This is a genomic window from Sphingomonas sp. (assembly GCF_013812825.1).
GTDB lineage: Bacteria > Pseudomonadota > Alphaproteobacteria > Sphingomonadales > Sphingomonadaceae > Sphingomicrobium.
Genome location: NZ_JACCSU010000068.1, coordinates 66799 through 88444 on the forward strand (window position 1 = coordinate 66799; position 21646 = coordinate 88444).

The 21646-nt window shown below is 68.4% G+C and carries 23 protein-coding genes; 12 read left to right on the plus strand and 11 right to left on the minus strand.

Annotation, left to right across the window (positions count from 1 at the left end; all coding sequences use genetic code 11):
- Positions 1–15 precede the first annotated feature (15 nt).
- Positions 16–357: a hypothetical protein gene (locus H0T81_RS09330; protein ID WP_294012181.1), complete on the plus strand. Its 342-nt coding sequence runs from the start codon at positions 16–18 to the stop codon at positions 355–357.
- A 4-nt stretch (positions 358–361) separates the two neighbouring features.
- Positions 362–772 carry an META domain-containing protein gene (locus tag H0T81_RS09335; RefSeq protein ID WP_294012184.1) on the plus strand — a complete coding sequence of 137 codons (411 nt, stop codon included), beginning with the start codon at positions 362–364 and terminating at the stop codon, positions 770–772.
- Positions 773–776: 4 nt separating this feature from the next.
- Here the strand turns inward: H0T81_RS09335 and H0T81_RS09340 are convergent, their stop codons facing one another.
- Positions 777–2099 carry a DNA recombination protein RmuC gene (locus tag H0T81_RS09340; RefSeq protein ID WP_294012187.1) on the minus strand — a complete coding sequence of 441 codons (1323 nt, stop codon included), beginning with the start codon at positions 2097–2099 and terminating at the stop codon, positions 777–779.
- A gap of 117 nt (positions 2100–2216) precedes the next feature.
- On the opposite strand from H0T81_RS09340, the gene H0T81_RS09345 reads away from it, so the two are divergent.
- A complete protein-coding gene (locus H0T81_RS09345; protein WP_294012189.1) occupies positions 2217–2609 on the plus strand; it encodes a four-helix bundle copper-binding protein in 393 nt (130 codons plus the stop codon).
- 121 nt (positions 2610–2730) lie between these two features.
- Here H0T81_RS09345 and def read toward each other — a convergent pair whose 3' ends face one another.
- Positions 2731–3270, minus strand: a complete 540-nt coding sequence (def, locus tag H0T81_RS09350) for a peptide deformylase (protein ID WP_294012192.1) — start codon at positions 3268–3270, stop codon at positions 2731–2733.
- Between the two features lie 31 nt (positions 3271–3301).
- The gene (gene recR / locus H0T81_RS09355; RefSeq protein ID WP_294012195.1) at positions 3302–3898 is read right to left on the minus strand and encodes a recombination mediator RecR; all 597 of its coding nucleotides are present in this window, start codon (positions 3896–3898) and stop codon (positions 3302–3304) included.
- Positions 3899–4007: 109 nt separating this feature from the next.
- Here recR and fmt point away from each other — a divergent pair, with 109 nt between their 5' ends.
- Positions 4008–4907, plus strand: a complete 900-nt coding sequence (gene fmt / locus H0T81_RS09360) for a methionyl-tRNA formyltransferase (RefSeq protein WP_294012197.1) — start codon at positions 4008–4010, stop codon at positions 4905–4907.
- Positions 4904–5644, plus strand: coding sequence for a tRNA pseudouridine(38-40) synthase TruA (gene truA / locus H0T81_RS09365; protein ID WP_294012200.1), 741 nt, complete (start codon positions 4904–4906; stop codon positions 5642–5644). Before fmt ends, truA begins: the two co-directional genes overlap by 4 nt.
- Before the next feature lie 111 nt (positions 5645–5755).
- Here the strand turns inward: truA and H0T81_RS09370 are convergent, their stop codons facing one another.
- Together H0T81_RS09370 and H0T81_RS09375 are read right to left on the minus strand one after the other, a co-directional pair.
- Entirely contained in the window at positions 5756–6985 is a 1230-nt protein-coding gene (locus H0T81_RS09370) for a pyridoxal-dependent decarboxylase, exosortase A system-associated (RefSeq protein ID WP_294012202.1), read from the minus strand.
- A complete protein-coding gene (locus tag H0T81_RS09375) occupies positions 6982–8481 on the minus strand; it encodes an acyl-CoA ligase (AMP-forming), exosortase A system-associated (protein WP_294012204.1) in 1500 nt (499 codons plus the stop codon). Before H0T81_RS09375 ends, H0T81_RS09370 begins: the two co-directional genes overlap by 4 nt.
- A 93-nt stretch (positions 8482–8574) precedes the next feature.
- Between H0T81_RS09375 and H0T81_RS09380 the strand changes: the two genes are divergently transcribed.
- Both H0T81_RS09380 and H0T81_RS09385 read left to right on the plus strand, forming a co-directional pair.
- On the plus strand, positions 8575–8994 hold the full coding sequence (locus H0T81_RS09380) for a hypothetical protein (protein WP_294012206.1): 420 nt from the start codon (positions 8575–8577) through the stop codon (positions 8992–8994).
- A gap of 50 nt (positions 8995–9044) precedes the next feature.
- Positions 9045–9338, plus strand: a complete 294-nt coding sequence (locus tag H0T81_RS09385; RefSeq protein WP_294012208.1) for an acyl carrier protein — start codon at positions 9045–9047, stop codon at positions 9336–9338.
- Positions 9339–9360: 22 nt separating this feature from the next.
- Here H0T81_RS09385 and trxB read toward each other — a convergent pair whose 3' ends face one another.
- The 4 genes from trxB to tpiA form a co-directional block, all read right to left on the minus strand.
- Positions 9361–10326: a thioredoxin-disulfide reductase gene (gene trxB / locus H0T81_RS09390; protein ID WP_294012210.1), complete on the minus strand. Its 966-nt coding sequence runs from the start codon at positions 10324–10326 to the stop codon at positions 9361–9363.
- A gap of 30 nt (positions 10327–10356) precedes the next feature.
- A complete protein-coding gene (locus H0T81_RS09395) occupies positions 10357–11991 on the minus strand; it encodes a CTP synthase (protein ID WP_294012212.1) in 1635 nt (544 codons plus the stop codon).
- Positions 11992–12091: 100 nt separating this feature from the next.
- The gene (secG, locus tag H0T81_RS09400; protein ID WP_294012215.1) at positions 12092–12484 is read right to left on the minus strand and encodes a preprotein translocase subunit SecG; all 393 of its coding nucleotides are present in this window, start codon (positions 12482–12484) and stop codon (positions 12092–12094) included.
- Positions 12485–12525: 41 nt separating this feature from the next.
- On the minus strand, positions 12526–13302 hold the full coding sequence (gene tpiA / locus H0T81_RS09405) for a triose-phosphate isomerase (RefSeq protein ID WP_294012218.1): 777 nt from the start codon (positions 13300–13302) through the stop codon (positions 12526–12528).
- A gap of 112 nt (positions 13303–13414) precedes the next feature.
- Here tpiA and H0T81_RS09410 point away from each other — a divergent pair, with 112 nt between their 5' ends.
- The 3 genes from H0T81_RS09410 to H0T81_RS09420 all read left to right on the plus strand — a co-directional run bounded on the left by H0T81_RS09410 (position 13415) and on the right by H0T81_RS09420 (position 16442).
- Entirely contained in the window at positions 13415–15349 is a 1935-nt protein-coding gene (locus tag H0T81_RS09410; protein WP_294012220.1) for a peptidylprolyl isomerase, read from the plus strand.
- An 82-nt stretch (positions 15350–15431) separates the two neighbouring features.
- On the plus strand, positions 15432–16085 hold the full coding sequence (gene lexA / locus H0T81_RS09415) for a transcriptional repressor LexA (protein WP_294012222.1): 654 nt from the start codon (positions 15432–15434) through the stop codon (positions 16083–16085).
- Between the two features lie 12 nt (positions 16086–16097).
- Positions 16098–16442 carry a VOC family protein gene (locus tag H0T81_RS09420; RefSeq protein WP_294012224.1) on the plus strand — a complete coding sequence of 115 codons (345 nt, stop codon included), beginning with the start codon at positions 16098–16100 and terminating at the stop codon, positions 16440–16442.
- Between the two features lies 1 nt (position 16443).
- Here the strand turns inward: H0T81_RS09420 and H0T81_RS09425 are convergent, their stop codons facing one another.
- Complete coding sequence (locus H0T81_RS09425; RefSeq protein WP_294012226.1) at positions 16444–16716, minus strand: DUF4242 domain-containing protein; 273 nt, start codon at positions 16714–16716, stop codon at positions 16444–16446.
- Entirely contained in the window at positions 16691–18889 is a 2199-nt protein-coding gene (locus H0T81_RS09430; RefSeq protein WP_294012228.1) for a ComEC/Rec2 family competence protein, read from the minus strand. The genes H0T81_RS09425 and H0T81_RS09430 overlap by 26 nt, the downstream gene beginning before the upstream one ends.
- Before the next feature lie 84 nt (positions 18890–18973).
- On the opposite strand from H0T81_RS09430, the gene gltX reads away from it, so the two are divergent.
- Together gltX and H0T81_RS09440 are read left to right on the plus strand one after the other, a co-directional pair.
- Entirely contained in the window at positions 18974–20356 is a 1383-nt protein-coding gene (gene gltX, locus H0T81_RS09435; protein ID WP_366474177.1) for a glutamate--tRNA ligase, read from the plus strand.
- Complete coding sequence (locus tag H0T81_RS09440; protein ID WP_294012233.1) at positions 20353–21639, plus strand: citrate synthase; 1287 nt, start codon at positions 20353–20355, stop codon at positions 21637–21639. Before gltX ends, H0T81_RS09440 begins: the two co-directional genes overlap by 4 nt.
- Positions 21640–21646 lie beyond the last annotated feature (7 nt).

Genomic DNA, 21646 nt, shown 5'->3' on the forward strand with positions numbered 1-21646 from the left:
AGCGGTTGCTTGATCATGAAAAGAGTGTCTGCACTGCTGCTCGCCGGCCTGCTCGCCGGCTGCATCACCCCGCCCCCGGCGCCGCCCGCGCCCTATTCCGCCCGCGGCAGCCAGCCGAACTGGTCGCTGATCATCGACAACCAGCACGTGACCTACATCCGCGCCGACCAGTCGGTGCTGCGCGAGCCGACCCCGCAACCGGTGATCACCGCCGCCGGCTCGACCTATCAGTCGCCGCGCATCCGGGTGACCATCACCCACGCCCAGTGCCGCGACGGCGTCAGCGACCGGGTCTATCCGGACCGGGTGCGGGTCGACGTCGATGGCCGGGCGTTCAACGGCTGCGGCGGGCTCTAGGCGGATGAAACGGCTCGTGCTCGCCGGCGCCGTGCTGGCGATGGCCGGCTGCGCGCCCGTCGCGGGCGCAATCCCGCCCCAGAACGCAAGCGTGGCCGGCACCCGCTGGCAAGTCGTCGAGATCAAGGGCCGGGCGACCCCAGCCTCCGACCTCTACCGGATCAGCTTCGAGCGCGGCCAATTGGGCGCCCGCTTCGGCTGCAACCATATGGGCGGCTCCTACCAGCAGGTCGGAGGGACGATCCACGTCGGCCAGGTGGCCAGCACTCTGATGGGCTGCCCGGAGCCGGCCGGCACCTTCGAGGCCGAGGCCGGAGCGATCCTTTCCCAGCCGATGAGCGCGACCTGGATCAGCCGCGACCGGCTCGAGCTCAGCAACCGCGCCGGCGGAATGAAGCTGGTCCGCCTGCCGTAGCGCGCTAGGCCGCCGCGTCGTCCTCGTTGGCGCTCGCCGGAGCAGCGATCTTGGTCAGCGGCCGCGGGCTCGCCTCGACCATCGGCGGCGGCTCCATCGCCTTGGCGCTGCCCGCTCCCAGGCCCTCGAACTTGCGAGCCTGGGTCAGCACCTGGCTCTCGAAGCTTCCGACCATCTGGTTGTACGCGGAATTGGCGGTCGAAAGGTTCTTGCCCATCCGCGCCATATGTTCAGCCATCGTCGCAAGGCGGGAGTGCAACTCCTTGGCAATCCTGGCGATTTCTTCGGCGGACTCGTTTCTCTCGGACTGCTCCCAATAATGGGCGGCGGTCCTGGCGACGACGACCAGGTTGGTCGGAGTGGCGAGCAGCACCTTGCGTTCGAACGCCCATTCCCAAAGCGTCGGGTCGAGCTCCAGCGCGGCATTGAGGAAGTGCTCGCCGGGGACGTACATCACGACCAGCTCGGCCGAATCGCCGAACTGCGCCCAATAGGCTTTCGAGCCCAGCTGCTGCGCATGAGCGCGGATCGATGCGACATGAGCCCGGAAGCAGGCGGCGCGCTTGTCCTCGTCGACCTCGTCGCAGGCATCGAGATAGGCGTTCAATGAGCATTTGGCGTCGATGATCAGCTGGCGCCCGCCGGGCAGTCGAACCACCACGTCCGGGCGCAGCTTGCCGTCCTCGCCGTCGACCGACACCTCGGTCCGGAAATCGGCATATTCGCTCAGGCCCGCATGTTCGAGGACGTTGCGCAGCGACTGCTCGCCCCACCGGCCGCGGGCCTTGGGCGACGAACGCAAGGCGTTGACCAGGCTGCGGGTCTCGTCGCGCACCTGCCCCTGCCCCGCGCGCACCAGCTCGACCGCCTCGCGGAGCCCGGCATAATGGTCGACGCGCTCCTTTTCGACCGACTGGAGTTTTTCCTCATAGCGTTTCAACGTCGCTTCGACCGGCTGCAGGAGTGATTGCAGCTTGGTGGACTGCTCTTTGTCGGCCTTGGCCATTCGGTCGTCCGCCTTGGCAAGGAAATCCTTGTGAGCCCTTTCCAGCAGTTGATCGCCGATCTCACGAAACTGGACGACCAGTTGGTCTCGCGACTTCTGCAGGTCAGCCATACGAGCGTCGAAATTGCGCGCGTCGGACTCGAGCGCAGCCTTGGCGGTGAGCGCGTCATTACGTTCGATGGTGACCGCGTCGAGCAGCTTTTGCAGTTCAACAGCCCGCTCTCTGCCTTGGCTGGCGCCGCGAGAGGCCGCGAACCACCCAAGCCCTAGTCCGAGGACCAGAGCGGCCAACGCCAGCACGACTGCAACCACCGGCTCCATGACCTGACTCCCCGAAGCGGAACAGAGTGTGAACTCTAGGGCCTGGGCGCGGCTCGCTCAAGCGGAACATACACGGTTGGCGCCGGTTCACCCTGTGCCGGCCCAAAGGGGAAAACCATGTCCATCCGCAAGATGATCGCCCTCCATCCCGACGTCCAGGGGCACGTCAACCAGCCGCTCGGCGATGCGGTCCACCACGCGATGTATTGCGCGAAGATGTGCCTGAGCTGTGCCGACGCCTGCTCGGCCGAGGACATGGACATGGTCCAGTGCATCCGGACCTGCCTCGATTGCGCGGCCGTGTGCGACACCACCGCGACGCTCGGCCTGCGCCGGGCCGGCTCCAACGAGGCGGTGCTGAAGGAAATGCTCGAGCTGTGCGCGCGGGTTTGCGACGCCTGCGCCGCCGAATGCGACCGGCACGATCACGAACATTGCAGGCTGTGCGCGCAAATCTGCCGCGAATGCGGCGACGACTGCCGGAAGGCGGCGGTGACGATTACGCCTTAGTTCCTCCCCGGAAACGGGGAGGGGGACCATTGGCCGAAGAGCGAATGGTGGAGGGGGCGCGGTGCCAAGCGAAGGCCCCCCAGGGTCAGCTGCGCTGCCACCTCCCCGTTTCCGGGGAGGATCAAGCTGCTCTAAGACCGCGCTCCTTGCGCATCTTGGCGAGCTTCTTGAGCACCATCTCGCGCTTCAGCCGCGACAGATGGTCGATGAACAGGATGCCCTCGAGATGGTCCATCTCGTGCTGCAGGCAGACCGCAAGCAGCCCATCGAGCTCCTCCTCGTGGGGCTTGCCGTGCTCGTCGAGCCAGCGGGCGCGGATCCGGTCGGGCCGCTCGACGTCCGCATATTGGTCGGGAACCGACAGGCAGCCCTCCAGATAGGGCACTTCCTGGTCGGAGCGTCGGAGGATTTCGGGGTTGATGAACACGCGCGAATCCCGGATCGGTTCGCCGTCCTCTTCCTCGGGCTCCTGCAGGTCCATCACCAGCACCCGCCTGGGGACCCCGACCTGGATCGCGGCAAGGCCGATCCCCGGCGCCACGTACATCGTCTCGAACATGTCGGCGATCAGCTTGCGCACCTCGTCGTCGACCGTCTCGACGGCCAAGGAGATCTGGCGCAGGCGCGGGTCCGGGACCTCGACGATGGGCAGGATGGCCATGGCGGTTATCTAGTCTTTCAAGCGGCTTGCTTCAAGCAATCGGGCGCCTCGCGCGCAACGCCTGGGCAAGCGTTCCCTCATCGAGATAGTCGAGCTCGCCGCCGACCGGCAGGCCATGGGCGAGCTGGGTCAGCCGGACCGGATATTTCTCGAGCCGTTCGGCGAGATAATGGGCGGTGGTCTGGCCCTCGAGGGTCGCGTTCATGGCCAGCACGACCTCGTCGATGCCGCCCGCGGCGACCCGCGCGACCAGCCGGTCGATGCCGAGATCCTCGGGCCGGACGCCCTCGAGCGCCGACAGCCGCCCGCCGAGCACATGGTAGCGGCCCGGGAACAGCCGCGAGCGGTCGAGCGCCCACAGGTCGGCGACCTCCTCGACCACGCACAGCAATTTGTCGTCGCGGCGAGCGTCCGAGCAGATGCCGCACGGATCGGAAGTGTCGAGATTGCCGCAGGTCGAGCAGGTCGACAGGCGCTCGGAAACATCGCGCAGCGCCGCCAGCAGCGGATCGAGGGCGGTTTCGCGCCGCTTCATCAGGTGCAGCACCGCGCGCCGCGCCGAGCGCGGCCCGAGGCCGGGAAGCCGGGCCAGCGCCTGGCTCAGCGCCTCGATTTCCTGTGATGCCATTCACCTCACATAGTCCCTTCGGGCTGAGCTTGTCGAAGCCCTGTCCTTCACTTTCTACGCTGGAGGGATAAGGACAGCCCTTCGACAGGCTCAGGGCGAACGGGTTCGGATGAGAATTGTCTTCATGGGAAGCCCGGAGTTCGCGGTGCCGAGCCTCGAGGCGCTGGTCGGCGCGGGGCACGAGCTGGCCGCGGCCTACTGCCAGCCGCCGCGGCCGGCGGGACGCGGCAAGGCGCCGCGGCCGACGGCGGTGCAGCGGAGAGCCGAGGAGCTGGGCATCGAGGTGCGGACCCCGACGAGCCTGCGCTCCGCGCAGGAGCAGGCCCGATTCCGGTCGCTCGACGCCGATCTCGCGATTGTCGCGGCCTACGGATTGATTCTGCCGCCGCCGATCCTCGAAGCCCCGAAAGCCGGGTGCATCAACGTCCACGCCTCGCTGCTGCCGCAGTGGCGCGGAGCGGCGCCGATCCAGCGCGCGATCCTCGCCGGCGACACGGTCAGTGGGATCACGATCATGCGCATGGACGAAGGCCTCGATACCGGCCCGATGCTGCTCCAGCGCGAGCTTCCGATCGCCGGGAAGAACGCCGGGCAGGTCACGCAAGAGCTTTCGCGATTGGGGGCGGCCGCGCTGCTCGAATGGCTCGCCTCGCCGACCCAGCCGATACCGCAGCCCGACGAAGGAATGACCTACGCGGCCAAGCTCGCCAAGGCCGAAGCGCGGATCGACTGGAGCCGCGGCGCCGAGGCGGTCGTTCGGCAGGTGCTGGCGTTCGCGCCGTCGCCTGGCGCCTGGTTCGAAGCCGACGGCGAGCGGGTCAAGATGCTGGACGCGGAGGCAGGCGAAGCCTCGGGCCGGCCCGGGGAAGTGCTCGACGACCGCCTGGCGATTGCCTGCGGCCAGGGCGCGGTGCGGCCGCTGCTGGTCCAGCGCGCCGGACGGGCGCCGATGACCTCCCAGGAGCTGCTGCGCGGCTTCGCGATCCCGGTCGGCACGGTCGTCCGTTGACCCGCTGGCGGCTGACCATCGAATATGACGGCCGCCCGTTCATGGGCTGGCAGCGGCAGGACAACGGCCCGTCGGTCCAGCAGCAGGTCGAGGCGGCGATTTTCCGGATGACGTCGGAACTGGCGACAGTTCATGCGGCTGGCCGAACGGACTCAGGTGTCCACGCGCTGGCGATGAGCGCCCATGTCGATATCGCCAGGACGCTGAGCGCCGACCGGTTGCGCGACGGGCTCAACGCGCTGGTCCGGACCGAACCGATCGCGATCCTCGCCGCGAGCGAAGTCGACGACGACTGGCACGCGCGCTTCTCGTGCATCGGGCGGCGCTACGAGTATCGAATCCTCAACCGGCGAGCGCCGCCGGCGATCGAGCGCGGGCGCGTGTGGCATGTCGCGGCGCCGCTCGATGCCGAGGCGATGGCCGAGGGCGCGTCGCTGCTGGTCGGGCGCCACGACTTCACCACCTTCCGTTCGGCCCAGTGCCAGTCGCAAAGCCCGGTCAAGACGCTCGACCGGCTCGAGGTCGTCCGCGACGGCGACGAGATCCGGGTCGCCGCGGCGGCGCGCAGCTTCCTCCACCACCAGGTGCGATCGATGGTCGGCTGCCTGGCGATGGTCGGGCGCGGGCAATGGAAGCCGGCCGACATCCGCACCGCGCTCGAGGCGCGCGACCGGGCCGCCCTCGGCCTCAACGCGCCCCCGGACGGCCTGTATTTCGCGGAAGCGATCTACCCCTAATCCTCCCCGGAACGGGGAGGGGGACCATGTGCAACATGGTGGAGGGGCGGCGTGCCACGCGCGGACCCCCTTCCGTCAGCCGGCGGCTGCCACCTCCCCGGCCGGGAGGAGCTAGACCAGCACTTCGCGCGCCGGCGGCTGGCCGAGGAACGCTTGCGGGCTCGCCGTCAGCCCGTAGGCGCCGGCACAGAAAATCGCCATTATGTCGCCGGGCTCGGCATGCGGCAGCGACACGTCGTCGGCGAGCAGGTCGAGCGGAGTGCACAGGCAGCCGGTGACGGTCACCTGCTCGTCGGGCTCGCAGCCGAAGCGGCCGGCGATGGCGACCGGGTAGTTGCGGCGCAGCAGCTGGCCGAAATTGCCGCTTGCGGCGAGCATGTGGTGGAGCCCGCCGTCGGTGACGAGGAACGTGCGGCCGCCGCTCTCCTTGCGGTCGATAATCCGCGCCAGATAGACCCCTGCCTCGCCGACCAGCCAGCGGCCGAGCTCGATCGCGAAGCGGGTCTCGGCGAGGACGTCGGGAGCGCCGCCAAGAGTCTCCGCCAGCGCCGCTCCGACCGCCTCGACGTCGAGCGGCTGCTCGCCGGGGAAATAGGGGATTCCAAAGCCGCCGCCGAGGTTGAGCTCGGGCGGAGCGGCACCGGCCGCATCGGCGATCTCCGCCGCCAGGGCCACCGTCGCCCGCTGCGCCTCGATCAGCGCGTCCGCGGCCAGCACCTGCGACCCGGCGAAGATATGCAAGCCCCGCCACTCGGCGCCGTCGTCGATCACTCGCCGGACCAGCGCCGGGGCGCGATCGGCATCGACCCCGAACGGGCTGGCGAGGCCGCCCATCTTCATTCCCGAGCCCTTGATCCCGAACGGCGGATTGACCCGGACGGCGATCCTGGGCTGGCGGCCGGCCCGCCCGGCGATCGTCAGCGCGCGCTCCGCCTCGCCCTCGCTTTCGACGTTGAGAGTGACGTTCGCGGCAATGGCAAGCTCGATTTCCCCGTCGCGCTTGCCGGGTCCGGCAAAGCTGACCGGAAGCCCGGCGACTTCCGCCTCCTCGAGCATCCGCAGCTCGCCCGCCGAGGCGATGTCGAAGCCGTCCACGTGCCGCGCAAGGAACCTCAATAATGGCCCGTAAGGATTTGCTTTGACGGCATAATGCAAGGCCAGTCCGTCCGGCATCGCCGCCCGGAAGCGGGCGACCTGGCCGCCGGCGATTATGTTGTCGTAGACGAACAAGGGAGTGCCGCCGGCCTGCTCGATCAGCTCGTCGGCCGACCAGCCGCCGATCTTCAGTCGGGCGTCTTCATCCGCGCTGAATTGCGCCGGGATCGGCCCCATCGCCTTCATTCGAACTCCTTGACCAGCGCCGCCCGGTCGACCTTGCCGGTGGCGCCGAGCGGCAGCGCTTCGCGCCAGACGATGTCGCGCGGGTGCATGTACGCCGGCAGCTCGGCGGCGAAATAAGCGCGCAGCCGCTGCTCGGCATCCGCGCCCCTGGCGACCGCAATCAGCATCACCGCCTGGCCGAGCCGGTCGTCCGGGACTCCGAGCGCGAGCGCTTCGCGGACCGCTCCGCTGGCCAGGGCCGCCTCCTCGATTTCGTTGGGACTCAAGCGGTTGCCGCTGACCTTGATCATCGCATCGTCGCGGCCTCGGAAGCGGATCAGCCCGTCCTCGCCCTCCACCACCCGATCCCCCGACCAGACCGCGATGCCGCCATGGCGGGAACCGGGCGGCGCCGGACGAAACCGTTGCTGAGTCCGCTCCGGGTCGCTCCAGTAGCCTTGCGCGACCAGCGGCCCGGCGTGGACCAGCTCGCCTTCCTCGCCCGGTTCGGCCTGGCTGCCGTCGCGACGAACGACCATGACTTCGGCGAACGGGATCCCCGTTCCGACGCTGTCGGGATGCTCGTCGACCAGCGCGGGATCGAGGCTGGTCGAACGGAAGGCCTCGGTCAGCCCGTACATCAGGTGCAACCGGGCATCGGGGAACAGTTCGCGCAAGCTGCGTACGACGCGCGCCGGCAAATGACCGCCGCTGTTGGTCAGGCTGCGAAGGCTCCTGCCCGCGCCGCCCGGCCAATCGGCCTCGGCCAGCTGGATCCACAGCGGCGGCACTGCGGCGAGCACGGTGACGTCATGACGTCCGACTGCCCGAACGACGTCTCGCGGCAACAGGTAATCGAAGGCGATCGCATGGCCGCCCGCCGCCCAGGTCGAGAGCAGCTGGTTCTGGCCGTAGTCGAACGCCAGCGGAAGCACCGCCAGCGTCCGGTCCTTCGCGGAAAGCCCGAGGTAATGAGCGACGCTGATCGCTCCGAGCCACAGATTGGAGTGGCTCAGCATCACCCCCTTCGGCCGCCCGCTCGAGCCGGAGGTGTAAAGCAGAGCGGCGAGTTCGTCGGGATCCGCGTGGGACAATGGCAAGGCGTCGTCACCCGCCTCCCATTCCTCGAGCGCGATCATGCGCGCTTGCGCTCGATCATCGTCCAGCAGCGTCGCCAGCCGCGCCTGGTTGGCGATCAGCAGCCTGGCGCCGCTGTCGGCGAGGATGTGCGCGACCTGCGCGCGTTTGAGCACCGGGTTGACCGGAACATGGACCAGCCCGGCCCGGGCGCAGGCCAGCGGCAGCACGCAGGCGAGCAAGGTCTTGGCCATCCAGCTGGCCACCCGGTCGCCCGGCGACAGCCCCTGGCCGATCAAGGCCGCCGCCGTCCGCCCGACCTCCTCATCGAGTTCGCGGTACGACCAGGTCCGACTGCCCACGCTCAGCGCCGCATCGCCGGGCGCGCCGCGGCTCGCCAGGCGGTCGAGCGGATAGGGTCTGGGATCGGGCCCGCTCATGCGTCTTTACGTTAGCCGCCGGGTCCCTCCAGCGCCAGCGCCGGGTCCCGGCTTGCGCGGCATCGGCATCCGACGCACAGCAGTTTCCGAGTCATGGACCTTTCACTGAATCTCCTCGCCTCGATCGTCCTGATCGTCGTCGTGACCATCGTCCACGGGTCCGGCGTCACGCTCGCCGGCAAGCTGCTCAAATATGAGGAAGGGGAATTCAGCCGGCGAAGCCTGTTGTTCGTCGAGTTCCACTTCCTGGTGCCGATGGCGCTGTTCCTGTTCGGGCTGCACCTGGTCGAGATCGCGATCTTCGCGTCATTCTACATGATCGTCGGCGCCATCGGCACCGTCGAGGACGCCTTGTACACGTCAGCCGCCGCGTACGCGACGCTCGGCCTGTCCGAACACGGGCTCGCCGGATGGCGGCTGGTCGGCGCGTTCGAGGGTCTCGCAGGGTTCCTGATGATCGGCTGGTCGGTGGCGGTGTTCATCGCCGAGATGGACAAGGTCGTGCGCAAGTGACCCCTGGCGCGCGGCTTGCTGCCTTGGACGACATTCTCTAGCGGGCGGCGGTGAAGCCGAACCGACAGCGCGCAGAGCCGGCAACGGCCACGACGGTCGAGGCAACGCTTCGGGCACTGCTCGCCGACACTCTCGGGCTGCCGGCCAGGCGGGTCGCCGGCTTCACCGAGGCGACCCCCTTGTTCGGCGCCCTTCCGGAGTTCGACTCTCTCGCGGTGGCAAATTTCCTCACCGCGTTCGAGGAGCGGTTCGCGGTCCTGATCGAGGATCCTGACGTCGAGGCCGAGGATTTCGCCAGCTTCGGCGCCCTGCTCGCCTTCACGAAAAGAATGACTCTGGGCTAGCGGGCGGACGCCTCCCGCCAGGCTATTCGGCGGCCATTGCCTCGAATTCCTGAGCGGCGAGATATTTCTCGGCGTCGAGCGCGGCCATGCAGCCGGTGCCCGCCGCGGTCACCGCCTGGCGGTAGATCTTGTCCATCACGTCGCCGCACGCGAACACCCCCTCGACGCTGGTCCGGGTCGAGCCGTCCTGGACCTGGATATAGCCGTCCTCGTCGAGGTGGAGCTGGCCGGCGAACAATTCGGTGGCGGGCGTGTGGCCGATCGCCACGAACGCGCCCTCGACGTCGATCCGGCTGACTTCGCCCGAGCGGGTGTCGCGGATGTCGAGACCGACCAGGGCCTCGGGGTCGCCGCCGCCGATGAATTCGGCGACCTCGTGGTTCCAGATCACCTTGATCGCCGGGTTGGCGAACAGCCGGTCCTGCAGGATCTTCTCGGCGCGAAGCGAATCTCGCCGATGGATCAGGGTCACGTCGTGGCTGTGGTTGGTCAGGTACATCGCCTCCTCGACCGCGGTGTTGCCGCCGCCGATCACCGCCACCTTCTTGCCGCGGTAGAAAAAGCCGTCGCAGGTCGCGCAGGCCGAAGCGCCGCGCCCCTTCATATGCTCCTCGGACGGGAGCCCGAGCCATTTCGCCTGGGCGCCGGTCGCGATCACCACCGTGTCGGCCGAGTAGACGGTGCCGCCGTCGCCGGTCAGCCGGAACGGGCGCCGCGACAAGTCGACGGCGGAGATGTGGTCCCAGACGACCTTGGTGCCGACATGCTCGGCCTGCGCCTGCATTTCCTCCATAAGCCACGGGCCCTGGATGACGTCGCGGAATCCCGGATAATTCTCGACGTCGGTGGTGGTGGTCAGCTGGCCGCCCGGCTGTATCCCCTGGATCAGGATCGGCGCCAGCCCGGCGCGCGCCGCGTAGATCGCGGCGGTGAGGCCGGCCGGTCCGGAACCGAGAATCGCGACTCGAGTGGAGACGGTGTTGGTCATGCGAGGCCCGATTTAGGGATGCCCATCGGCCTAGACCAGCCGCGACTTGTCGAGCGCTGCCTTGATGAAGCCGGCGAACAAGGGGTGCGGGTTGAACGGGCGGCTCTTCAACTCGGGGTGGAACTGGACTCCGACGAACCAGTCGTGATCGGTCCGCTCGACGATCTCGGGAAGCTGGCCGTCCGGGGACATGCCCGAGAACAGCAGCCCACCCTTCTCCAGCGCATCGCGATAGTGGACGTTGACTTCGTAGCGATGGCGATGGCGCTCGCTGATCTCGGTCGTCTGGTAGATCGAGGCGACCCGGCTGTTGCCGGCGAGCCTGGCCGGATAGGCGCCGAGCCGCATGGTGCCGCCAAGCTCGCCGCCGGCCCGGCGCTGCTGGAGCCCCTCCTCGCTCATCCACTCGGTGATCAGCCCGACCACCGGCTCGGGAGTGTCGCCGAACTCGGTGGTCGACGCCTCGGCGATTCCGGCGAGGTTTCGGGCGCCTTCGATGCACGCCATCTGCATTCCCAGGCAGATGCCGAAAAACGGCACATTGCGCTCGCGGGCGAACTTGACCGACGCGATCTTGCCCTCGCTGCCGCGCTCGCCGAAGCCGCCCGGCACCAGGATCCCGTGAAGCGGCTCCAGTTCGGCGGCCAGATTGGCGTCCTCATGCTCGAACAGCTCGGCGTCGAGCCAGCGGATGTTGACCTTGGCGCGGTTGGCGAGCCCGCCGTGGACCAGTGCCTCGTTGAGGCTCTTGTAGGCGTCCGGAAGACCGACATATTTGCCGACGACGCCGATCGTCACCTCGCCTTCGTGATTGTCGAGCCGGTCCATGATGTCGTGCCAGCGGGCCAGGTCCGGCTCGGGCGCATCGTCGATCCCGAAGGCCTTGAGCACCTCGTCGTCGAGCCCTTCGGCGTGATATTGCAGCGGGACGTCGTAGATCGAGCGGGCGTCGAGCGCCGGGATGACCGCCGATTTGGCGACGTTGCAGAACAAGGCGATCTTGGCGCGGTCGCTGTCGGGCAGCTGCCGATCGACCCGGCACAGCAAGACGTCGGGCTGGATGCCCAGGCTGGTCAGCTCGCGCACCGAATGCTGGGTCGGCTTGGTCTTGAGCTCTCCAGCCGCCGCGATCCACGGCACCAGGGTCGTATGGACGAACACGCCGTTGGGCCGGCCAAGGTCGTTGCGCAGCTGGCGGATCGCCTCGACGAACGGCAGGCTCTCGATGTCGCCGACGGTGCCGCCGATCTCGCAGATGACGAAATCGACGTCATCGGTGTCGGCGATGGCGAATTCCTTGATCGCGTTGGTGACGTGGGGGATCACCTGGACGGTCGCTCCGAGATAGTCGCCGCGCCGCTCGCGGGCGATGATGTCGCGGTAGATGCGCCCCGTGGTGACATTGTCCGACTGGCGCGCCGAAACCCCGGTGAAGCGCTCGTAATGGCCAAGGTCGAGGTCGCTCTCCGCCCCGTCGTCGGTCACGTAGACCTCGCCGTGCTGGTAGGGCGACATGGTCCCCGGGTCGACGTTCAGATAGGGATCGAACTTGCGAATCCGGACCTTGAAGCCGCGCGCCTGCAGGAGCGCCCCGAGCGACGCCGAGAGGAGGCCTTTGCCGAGCGATGAGACCACGCCGCCGGTGACGAAAATGAACCGCGCCATGGGAGTCGAGGCTTAGGGCGTGAGTGCCCGAAAGGGCAAGCAGGGACGAGCAAAAAAGTTTTTCCAGTGGTCGCGAAGCGACGGCGAAACTACGCGAGAGTTATTGCGCGAGCGGCACCGCGGGCTGGTTCTCGACGGGTGCTTGCTGGTTGGCGGTCGTTGGGGCCGCGTCGCCCGGAGCCTGGTCGGCGAGCGGAACGGTCGGAGCGGCCGGAGCCGGCGCGGGCGCGACCGTGTTGGCGAGCGAGGTGTCGACCTTGGCCGGCTCACGTGAGACTCCGGCCACCGCGGCGAGCAGGATCGACAGCCCGACGAACATCGCTCCGAGGACCGCGGTCGAGCGGGTCAGGAAGTCCGCCGCGCCGCGCGCGGTCATGAACCCCGACGAGCTGCCGCCGACGCCGAGCCCGCCGCCTTCCGACCGCTGCATCAGGATCACCGCGACGAGCGAAGCGGCAATGACGGTCTGGACGACCAGAAGGAAGGTGAACATGAGCGGGCTTTCGGGAATGCTGGAAACGCGTTGGGGCGCATCTAGGCGATCGGCGGAGCGGCTTCAACCGCGGCTGCGGCGGCGATGATCGGCACGAAGTCCTCGGCCGACAGGCTGGCGCCGCCGACCAGCGCTCCGTCGACGTCCGCGACGGCGAAGATCTCGGGGGCGTTCGACGCCTTGACCGAGCCGCCATAGAGGATCCGGACCCGATCGCCGGCCTCGCCGTATGCGGCAACCAAGCGCTCGCGCAGCGCTCGGTGGATTTCGGCGATGTCCTCGCACGACGCCACCTTGCCGGTGCCGATCGCCCAGATCGGCTCGTAGGCGACCGCCAGGCGGTCCGGAACGCCCGCGGCGGCCGGCTCGCCGTGGGGAAGCGAGGCGTCGAGCTGGCCGGAGGCGGTGCGCACCGCCTCGCCGGCTTCGCGCTGGGCGAGGCTTTCGCCGACGCACAGGATGACTCCGAGCCCGGCGCCGAGCGCGGCTTCCGACTTGGCTTTGACGTCCGCGTCGCTCTCGCGCTGCGAGTCGCGCCGCTCGGAGTGGCCGACGATGGTCAGGCTGGCGCCGGCATCGGTCAGCATGGCGGTGCAGACGCAGCCGGTGTGCGCGCCTTTTTCGGCGAAATGGACGTCCTGGGCGCCGATCGCAAAGCCGGGAACCGCCCGAGCGGCGCGCTCGATCAGCGTCGCCGGAACGCACAGAGCGACATCGACGGATGGGAAACGCCGCGAGGCCTCGGCGATCGCCCGGACCTGCTCGAGGTCGGCCGCGACCCCGTGCATCTTCCAGTTTCCGGCGACCAGCTTCTTCATGCTCTCGTGCCACTAGCCATCTTGGGCAGCGACTGGAAGCTTGCCCCGCCTTGATGCGCGCGGCGCCCGCTCCTAAAGCGGCGTGAACTGTTTCCCCGAGGCGAATTCTTCAATGCTTGCTTCCTTCCGCCGCCTGTCGAAATCGACGGTCGGTTCCATCGTCTTGGTGCTGTTCGTGCTGGCGATCGTCGCTTCGTTCGCGCTGGCCGACATCTCCAACATCGGTGCGGGCAGCTTGGGCTCCGGCAGCTCGTCGTCCCTGGCCAAGGCCGGCAACCAGCAGATCACCGACCGCGACATGTCCCGGGCGATGGAGCGGCGCCTCACCCAGGTCCGCCAGCAGAATCCCGAAGCCGACTATTCGACCATCGCCGGCGACTTCGACGCGATCCTTGCCAGCCTGATCGACCAGGCCGCCCTGCAGGCGTTCGCCGACAAGCATGGGTTCGTGGTGTCGAAGCGGCTGATCGACGCCGAGATCGCGACCATTCCGGGCACCCGCGGGCTCGACGGCAAGTTCAGCGAGCAGGCTTACGCGCTGTTCCTCGCCCAGCAGCGCATGACCGACCAGGAAGTCCGGCAGTTGATCGCCAACGGGATCCTGCAACGCATGCTGCTGACCCCGGTGGCGACCAACGCGCGGGTGCCGGTGGGCATGGCGAGGCCCTATGCGTCGATGCTGCTCGAAGCGCGCGAGGGCGAGTTCGCCAACGTGCCGAATTCGGCGTTCCGCGCCGGGCTCAAGCCGACCGATGCCGACGTTCAGCGCTTCTATGCCGCCAACCGGGGACGCTACATGATCCCCGAGCAGCGCGTTCTCCGGCTCGCCCGGATCGGCCCCGAGCAGGTCGCCGGCGTTGCTGCCAGCGAGCAGGAGATCGCCGCTTATTACAACGCCAACCAGGCGACCTACGGAGCCAAGGAGATCCGCGTGATCAGCCAGGCGGTGGTCCCCGACCAGGCGGGCGCCAACGCCATTGCCCAGCGGGCTCGCGGCGGCGCCAGCTTCGTCGCGGCCGCCGCCCCGGCCGGGTTGAGCGCGGCCGACATTTCGGTCGGACCGCAAACCCGCAGCGAGTTTGCAGCGCTTGCCGGCGACCGCGTCGCCGCGGCGGCGTTTGCGACGCAGTCCGGAGCAATCGTCGGCCCGGTCCAGTCGGACCTTGGCTGGCACGTCGTCAAAGTCGATTCGATCCGTCGCGAGGGCGGCAAGCCGCTCGCCGCAGCCCGAGCCGAAATCGCCGCCAGGCTGACCGCCGAGAAGCGCAAGGAAGCGCTGACCGATCTCGTGACCACCATCGAGGACGCGATTTCCGAGGGCAGCAACTTCACGGAAGCGGCGGCGAAGGCCAAGCTCCAGGTGACCGAGACGCCGCTGATCACGGTCAGCGGCAGCGCGCTGGGCAACCCGTCCTTTCGACTGCCGCCCGAGCTCGCTCCGGCCTTGAGGAGCGGCTTCGAGCTGGCCCAGGACGACGAGCCGGTGGTCGAGACCCTCGCCAATGAGGAGAGCTATGTGCTGGTCGCTCCGTCGCGGATCGCCCCGGCTGCCCCGGCCCCGCTGGCCAGCATCCGCGCCCGGGTCGCCGAGGACTGGATCAACCAGCAGGCGGCGGACCGCGCCCGGGCCGTCGCGAATACCATCGCCGCCAAGGCGGCTCGCGGTGTGCCGCTGGCCAAGGCGGTGGCCGAGGCCGGAGTCTCGCTGCCGCTGGTCCGCCCGGTGGCCGCTCGCCGGCTCGACCTGTCGCAAATGGGCGCCAACGTCCCCGCCCCGGTGCGCATGCTGTTCAGCCTCGGCGCCGGCAAGAGCCGGGTTGTCGCCGACCCGCAGCAGCGCGGCTTCTCGGTCGTCAAGGTCAACCGCATCGTGCCCGGCAACGCGCTCAACCAGCCGGCGCTGATCGGCCGAGTCCAGAACGAGTTCCAGGAAGCGGTCGCCGAGGAATATGCCGGCCAGTTCCTGGCCGCCGTGCGCGCCGCCGTTGGAGTGCGCCGGAATGAAGGCGCGATCGCCGCGACCAAGCAAAGGATCAGCGGCAGCTAGACCAATCAGCGCTTGACGCGAGTCCCCGTGTTGCCTACACGTTCTCCGTTCGTTCCTGCTAAGGCCAAACGGGGTAACGCCAATGCTCACCGCCAAGCAGCATGAATTGCTCATGTTCATCCACGAGCGGCTCGGTCGGACCGGGGTGTCGCCGAGCTTCGACGAGATGCGCGAAGCGCTCGATCTCAAGTCCAAGTCGGGAGTTCATCGCCTGATCTCCGCGCTCGAGGAGCACAAGTTCATCCGCCGCCTGCCCAACCGCGCCCGCGCCCTGGAAGTGGTCAAGATGCCGGAGACGACCGCCCCCGCCGCCATCGCCGCGGCTGCGCGCCCTGCAGTCCCGGCGCCGGCCAACGACACCATCGAGATTCCGCTGTACGGACGGATTGCCGCCGGCACTCCGATCGAGGCGCTGCAAGGCACCGAAGGGTTTGCGGTTCCCGCTGCGCTGCTCGGGCCGGGCGAGCATTACGCGCTCGAGGTATCGGGCGATTCGATGGTCGAGGAAGGCATCCTCGACGGCGATTTCGCGCTGATCCGAAAGGTCGACACGGCGCGCGACGGCGAGATCGTCGTCGCTCTGATCGACGACAGCGAAGCGACTCTCAAGACCTTCCGGCACGAGGGCAGCATGATCCGCCTCGACCCGGCCAACCGCCATTACGAGCCGCAGCGCTACCGGCCCGACCAGGTGCAGATCCAGGGGCGGCTGGCGGGGCTGATCCGCCGCTATTGATGGGCGGCTGAGATGGGCGGCGCCCGAATTGATTATGTCGAGCTGCCGAGCGCGACCGCGCACGAGCTGACCCGCGGCTTTTACAGCAAGGCCTTCGGTTGGGATTTCGCCGATTACGGTCCCGCTTATTCGGCGACGACCAACGGAACGGTCGATGTCGGCCTCAACGGACAGCCCAGTGATGCGCTCGCCTCACCGCTCCCGGTGGTGCGGGTCAACGACCTCGAGGCCTCGCTCGACGCGGTGGTCAAGGCCGGCGGGACCATCGCCAAGCCGATCTTTTCCTTTCCGGGCGGCCGCCGCTTCCACTTCATCGACCCGTCCGGGAGCGAGCTCGCGGTGTGGTCCGAAGCCTGACCTATTCGGCGGTGGTCGGATCGATGACGTTGCGCACCTGCGAAATGCTGTTGGCCGGGAAACCCGCGGTGTCGGCGTGCTGGCGGATCATGTCCTCGCTCGGGGCGCGATAAATGCAGTAAATCTTGTCGTCGGTGACATAGCTGTGGACCCACTGGATGTCGGGTCCGAGGTCGCGCAGGACCGAGCAGCTCGTCTCGGACGCGCCCTTTAGGTCACCACCGGACAGCTTGCCTACCCCGGGCATCTCACGTTCGATCACGAATTGGGGCATCGGCGCTCTCCTTGGCTCTGACCCGCGGCGCATAGCGCATTTGCCCGCGAACGTCAGCCGCCCAGGGATGCCCGCCGATCCGCTCGGCGACCGTCTCGGCGCGCGGCTGCCGGCCGAGGTAGACCGCGACCCCCCCGGTCCGGGCCAGCGAGTCGCGGTCGAGCTTGAGCCAGCGCGGAGTGCAGGCGCGCGGCAGCCAGCGGCTCGAAACGACGATGTCCGAGTTGGCACAGGCGCGCACCAGGGCCTGCCACTCGATCGACTGCGCGGAGCGCGTCGCGAGGATCTGCCAGCGCCGCTCACCGCGGTCGAGCAGCGCGATGCAGCTGTCGCGCGAGCAGGAGGCGAACGGGCGCGACTCCAAGTCTTCCGGATCGTCGTCGAACCCGGCCGAATCGGCAAGGACGCTGCGGATGAAGTCGCCGCTGCGCTCGCGAAGCAGCAGCGGAGTGCCGTCGGCATCGACGACCGCCAGGTGACGCCCGTCGCCGGTGACCAGCAGGTCGGGGGTCGGCGACAGTGCGGCGCCTGCCGCGCCCAGCAGGATCGGGACGAGGCCCCACAACCGCGGGCGGCTGTTCCACAAGAACAGCCACAGTCCGCCGGCGACCATCATGCCCAGCGCCCAGGGAGGCATCGCCGCCATCATCACGATCGCACCCCGCGTGTTGGCGACTAGGTGCGCGAGGCCAAGCAGCAGGTCCAGCGACAGCCCGGTCAGCCACCACAAGGGCGCCCCCAGGCCGACGGCGTCGAGCAGCAGGGCAGCGGCTTCGAGCGGCATGATGACGAAGGTGGTGAGCGGGATGGCGATGATGTTCGCGGCGACCCCATACAGGCCGGACTTGTGGAAATGGTAGAGCGCGATCGGAATCAGCGCGAATTCCACCGCGAGCCCGGTGGCGATCAAGGCCAGCACTGCCCGTCCCACCCGCGCGAACAGCGCTTCGTCGCGCCGGTGGAACATGCTCCGCGCCCAGGCGGTCGAATGCAGCGCGATGATCGAGGCGACGGCGGCGAAGCTGAACTGGAAGCTGGCTCCGGCGAGCGATTCGGGGCGGAACAGCAGGACCAGCAGCGCCCCGACCGCGAGCGTACGCAGGCTGATCGCGTCGCGGCCGAGCGCGATTCCAGCGAGAACCAGCAGCGCCGCGACGCAGCTTCTTACCGTCGGCACCTGGGCGCCGGTCAGAAGCGTGTAGCCGATGCCGGTCAGAGCGCCGACTCCCGCGGCGACCAGAATCAGGTTGAAGCGCAGCGCGACGCGCTCGCTCAGCGCCAGCAGCTTGAGGGTCAGGAGCATCGCCGCCCCGACCGCGGCGGCGATGTGCAGGCCGCTGACCGACAGCAGGTGCGTGAGGCCGCTTCGCCGCATCGCCTCGGCATCGGGCTCGCGGACGCTGTTCTGGTCCCCGGTGACGAGCGCGACGGCGATCCCTCCGCTGGGACCGGGCAGCCGCTCTCGAACGTGGCGGCCGAGCCGCTCGCGGGCCGCGTCGAGGCCGGTTTCTCCCTTGGGCTCGACGACGGTCACGGGCCCAAGCGCCCGACCGACGCCGCCGATGCCCTTGAACCAGGCATCGCGCGCGAAGTCGTAGCCCCCCGGCAGCGCCATCGGCGGCGGTGGCGCCAGCCGGGCGCGCAACTGCAGCTCGGCGCCCCTGGCGATGCCCTTGGGAGCCGCGTCCTGCTTGATCGACACCCGCACCCGCGGCGGCAGCGCCGGATCGGCGGGAGCGAGGGTCAGCCTAAGGTCGCCCTTGGCGACCCGGGTCTCGACCCGTTCGACCTTCGCCCGGAACTCGGTGACCAGCGGCCGCTCGAGCCGCGGCGCGGCGACATAGTGCGAGCGCGCCCAGACCAGCGAGCAGCCGAGCATCATCGCCAGCCCGAACCAGCCGGCCGCCCGCTCGGCCCGCCCGCCCCGCGATGCGAAGCCGGCGATCGCCAGACCGGCGCTCAGGCACAGGAACGCCGCCCAGTGCCGCGGCTGCCCGAGCAGGAACCAGGCGGCGATGCCGGCGCCGAAGCCGACCACGAACCACGGCGGCAGCTGCCCGCGCTCGCGCTCGAGGAATGCCTCGACGCTTTCGCGCAAGCCGCCGAAACGCGTCTCCCAGAACCGCCGAGCCCGCTGTGGAAGAGGCGCACCCGCTATGTTAGGGGCGCTCATCCATTGCATCTATCGGGACAAGACAAAGGAAAGCGCTTGAGCGCAAGTCACAATCCGTCATCCGCCTCCGCGACGAACGCAGTGGTGACGCGCTTCGCGCCCTCCCCGACCGGTTTCCTGCACATCGGCAACGCCCGCACCGGCCTCTTTTCCTGGCTTTACGCCCGGCACCACGGCGGCACGGCGCTGCTTCGAGTCGAGGACACCGACAAGACGCGATCGACCCAGGGGGCGATCGACGTGATCCTCGACGGGCTCGAGTGGCTCGGGCTCGACTGGGACGGGAAGGTCCACTTCCAGTCCGAGTTCGAGAAGCGGCATGCCGAGGTCGCGCATCAGCTGATCGAGCGCGGCGCCGCCTACCGCTGCTACCTGACGCCGCAGGAGCTCGCGAAGCGGCGGGAGAAAGCCCAGGCCGAGCGGCGGCCGTTCCGAATCGAGAGCGAGTGGCGCGACTGCTCGAGTGATGGCCCCGAAGACGCCCCGTTCGTCGTCCGACTGAAAGCGCCGCGCGAGGGCGAAACGGCGATCGACGACCTCGTCCAGGGCCGCGTTGCGGTCGCCAATGCCGAAATCGACGATTTCGTGCTGCTTCGGTCGGACGGGACCCCGACCTACATGCTGGCGGTGGTGGTCGACGACCACGACATGGGTGTGACCCACATCATCCGTGGCGACGACCATCTCAACAATGCCTTCCGCCAGCTGGCGATCATCCGGGCGATGGACTGGCCGGAGCCGGCCTACGCCCACATCCCACTGATCCACGGGCCGGACGGAGCCAAGCTGAGCAAGCGCCACGGAGCGCTCGGGGTGCATGACTATCGCGAGACGGGAATTCTGCCCGAAGCCCTGTTCAATTATTTGCTTCGGCTCGGCTGGGGGCACGGCGACGACGAGATCATCAGCCGCGAGCAGGCGATCGCCTGGTTCGACCTCGACCATGTCGGCAAATCTCCGTCGCGCTTCGACTTGAAGAAGCTCGAAAGCCTCAACGCCCACTATATCCGGGAAGCCGACGACACTCGGCTGGCCGGGCTGGTCGCCGGTCGGCTCGGCCTCGGGGAAACCGACATCGAGCTGCTGGTCCGCGCGATGCCCGAGCTGAAGGCCCGCGCCCACGACCTCAACCAGCTGGCCGACGGAGCGCGATTCCTGTTCGCCCGACGCCCGCTCGCGATGGGCGAGGGCGCGGCCGCATTGCTCACCCCCGAGAGCCGGGCATTGTTGCGCGCCGCCCACCAGGCTCTCTGCAAGGTCGCGACCTGGGAGCATGACGAGCTCGAAACCGTCGTTCGCGAGGTCGCCGACCAGGCGGGGGTCAAGCTCGGCAAGCTCGCCCAGCCGCTGCGCGCCGCTCTGACCGGCCGCTCCACCAGCCCCGGAATTTTTGACGTGCTGGCCTTGCTCGGGCAGTGCGAAAGCCTCGATCGAATTGCCGACCAGATGGTGGAGCCGAACGAATGACCGACAAGACGCTGACGATGACGTTCGATGGCGGCGAGCAGACCTACCCGCTGCTGTCAGGCTCGGTCGGCCCGGACGTCGTCGACATCCGCAAGCTCTACCCGGATACGGGCATGTTCACCTACGACCCGGGCTTCACCTCGACCGCCAGCTGCCAGAGCGCGATCACCTTCATCGACGGCGAAAAGGGCATTCTGCTCCACCGCGGCTACCCGATCGACCAGCTGGCCGAGCAGTCGAGCTTCATGGAGGTCGCCTATCTGCTGCTCCACGGCGAGCTGCCCAAGAAGAACGAGCTCGACACCTTCACCTATACCATCTCGCGCCACACGATGCTGCACGAGCAGCTTTCCACATTCTATCGCGGGTTCCGGCGCGACGCGCACCCGATGGCGGTGATGTGCGGCGTGGTCGGCGCCCTCTCCGCTTTCTATCACGACAGCACCGACATCACCGATCCGCTGCAGCGGATGATCGCTTCGCACCGGCTGATCGCCAAGATGCCGACGATCGCCGCGATGGCCTACAAATACACCATCGGGCAGCCGTTCGTGTATCCGCAGAACAGCCTCAGCTACACCGGCAACTTCCTGCGCATGACCTTCGGCGTCCCCGCCGAGCCATATGAGGTTAACTCGGTGGTCGAGCGGGCGATGCGGCGAATCTTCATCCTCCACGCCGACCACGAGCAGAACGCGTCGACCTCGACGGTGCGGCTGGCCGGATCGTCGGGAGCCAATCCGTTCGCCTGCATCGCGGCCGGCATCGCCTGCCTGTGGGGCCCCGCCCATGGCGGCGCCAACGAGGCGGCGTTGAACATGCTGCGCGAGATCGGGCGGCCCGAACGAATCCCCGAATATATCGCTCGAGCCAAGGACAAGGACGACCCGTTCCGGCTGATGGGCTTCGGCCACCGCGTGTACAAGAACTACGATCCGCGGGCGAAGGTCATGCAGCAAACCGCCCAGGAGGTGCTCGACGAGCTGGGAATCAGCGACCCGGTGCTCGATACCGCCCGCGAGCTCGAGCAGATCGCTCTCAAGGACGATTATTTCGTCGAGAAGAAGCTCTATCCGAACGTCGACTTCTATTCGGGCGTGATCTTGAACGCGATCGGCTTCCCGACCGAGATGTTCACCGCCTTGTTCGCCCTCGCCCGAACGGTCGGCTGGGTCGCGCAGTGGAACGAGATGATCTCGGACCCCGAACAGAAGATCGGCCGCCCGCGCCAGCTCTATGTCGGCGCCAAGCGGCGGGACTTTGTGCCGGTCGACAAGCGCTGAGCCGGCC

Coding starts and splice junctions, on each gene's coding strand:
- H0T81_RS09330 (WP_294012181.1), top strand. CDS start 16: ATGAAAAGAGTGTCTGCACTGCTGCTCGCCGGCCTGCTCGCCGGCTGC.
- H0T81_RS09335 (WP_294012184.1), top strand. CDS start 362: ATGAAACGGCTCGTGCTCGCCGGCGCCGTGCTGGCGATGGCCGGCTGC.
- H0T81_RS09340 (WP_294012187.1), bottom strand. CDS start 2,099: ATGGAGCCGGTGGTTGCAGTCGTGCTGGCGTTGGCCGCTCTGGTCCTC.
- H0T81_RS09345 (WP_294012189.1), top strand. CDS start 2,217: ATGTCCATCCGCAAGATGATCGCCCTCCATCCCGACGTCCAGGGGCAC.
- def (WP_294012192.1), bottom strand. CDS start 3,270: ATGGCCATCCTGCCCATCGTCGAGGTCCCGGACCCGCGCCTGCGCCAG.
- recR (WP_294012195.1), bottom strand. CDS start 3,898: ATGGCATCACAGGAAATCGAGGCGCTGAGCCAGGCGCTGGCCCGGCTT.
- fmt (WP_294012197.1), top strand. CDS start 4,008: ATGAGAATTGTCTTCATGGGAAGCCCGGAGTTCGCGGTGCCGAGCCTC.
- H0T81_RS09370 (WP_294012202.1), bottom strand. CDS start 6,985: ATGAAGGCGATGGGGCCGATCCCGGCGCAATTCAGCGCGGATGAAGAC.
- H0T81_RS09375 (WP_294012204.1), bottom strand. CDS start 8,481: ATGAGCGGGCCCGATCCCAGACCCTATCCGCTCGACCGCCTGGCGAGC.
- H0T81_RS09380 (WP_294012206.1), top strand. CDS start 8,575: ATGGACCTTTCACTGAATCTCCTCGCCTCGATCGTCCTGATCGTCGTC.
- trxB (WP_294012210.1), bottom strand. CDS start 10,326: ATGACCAACACCGTCTCCACTCGAGTCGCGATTCTCGGTTCCGGACCG.
- H0T81_RS09395 (WP_294012212.1), bottom strand. CDS start 11,991: ATGGCGCGGTTCATTTTCGTCACCGGCGGCGTGGTCTCATCGCTCGGC.
- secG (WP_294012215.1), bottom strand. CDS start 12,484: ATGTTCACCTTCCTTCTGGTCGTCCAGACCGTCATTGCCGCTTCGCTC.
- tpiA (WP_294012218.1), bottom strand. CDS start 13,302: ATGAAGAAGCTGGTCGCCGGAAACTGGAAGATGCACGGGGTCGCGGCC.
- H0T81_RS09410 (WP_294012220.1), top strand. CDS start 13,415: ATGCTTGCTTCCTTCCGCCGCCTGTCGAAATCGACGGTCGGTTCCATC.
- lexA (WP_294012222.1), top strand. CDS start 15,432: ATGCTCACCGCCAAGCAGCATGAATTGCTCATGTTCATCCACGAGCGG.
- H0T81_RS09420 (WP_294012224.1), top strand. CDS start 16,098: ATGGGCGGCGCCCGAATTGATTATGTCGAGCTGCCGAGCGCGACCGCG.
- H0T81_RS09425 (WP_294012226.1), bottom strand. CDS start 16,716: ATGCCCCAATTCGTGATCGAACGTGAGATGCCCGGGGTAGGCAAGCTG.
- H0T81_RS09430 (WP_294012228.1), bottom strand. CDS start 18,889: ATGAGCGCCCCTAACATAGCGGGTGCGCCTCTTCCACAGCGGGCTCGG.
- H0T81_RS09440 (WP_294012233.1), top strand. CDS start 20,353: ATGACCGACAAGACGCTGACGATGACGTTCGATGGCGGCGAGCAGACC.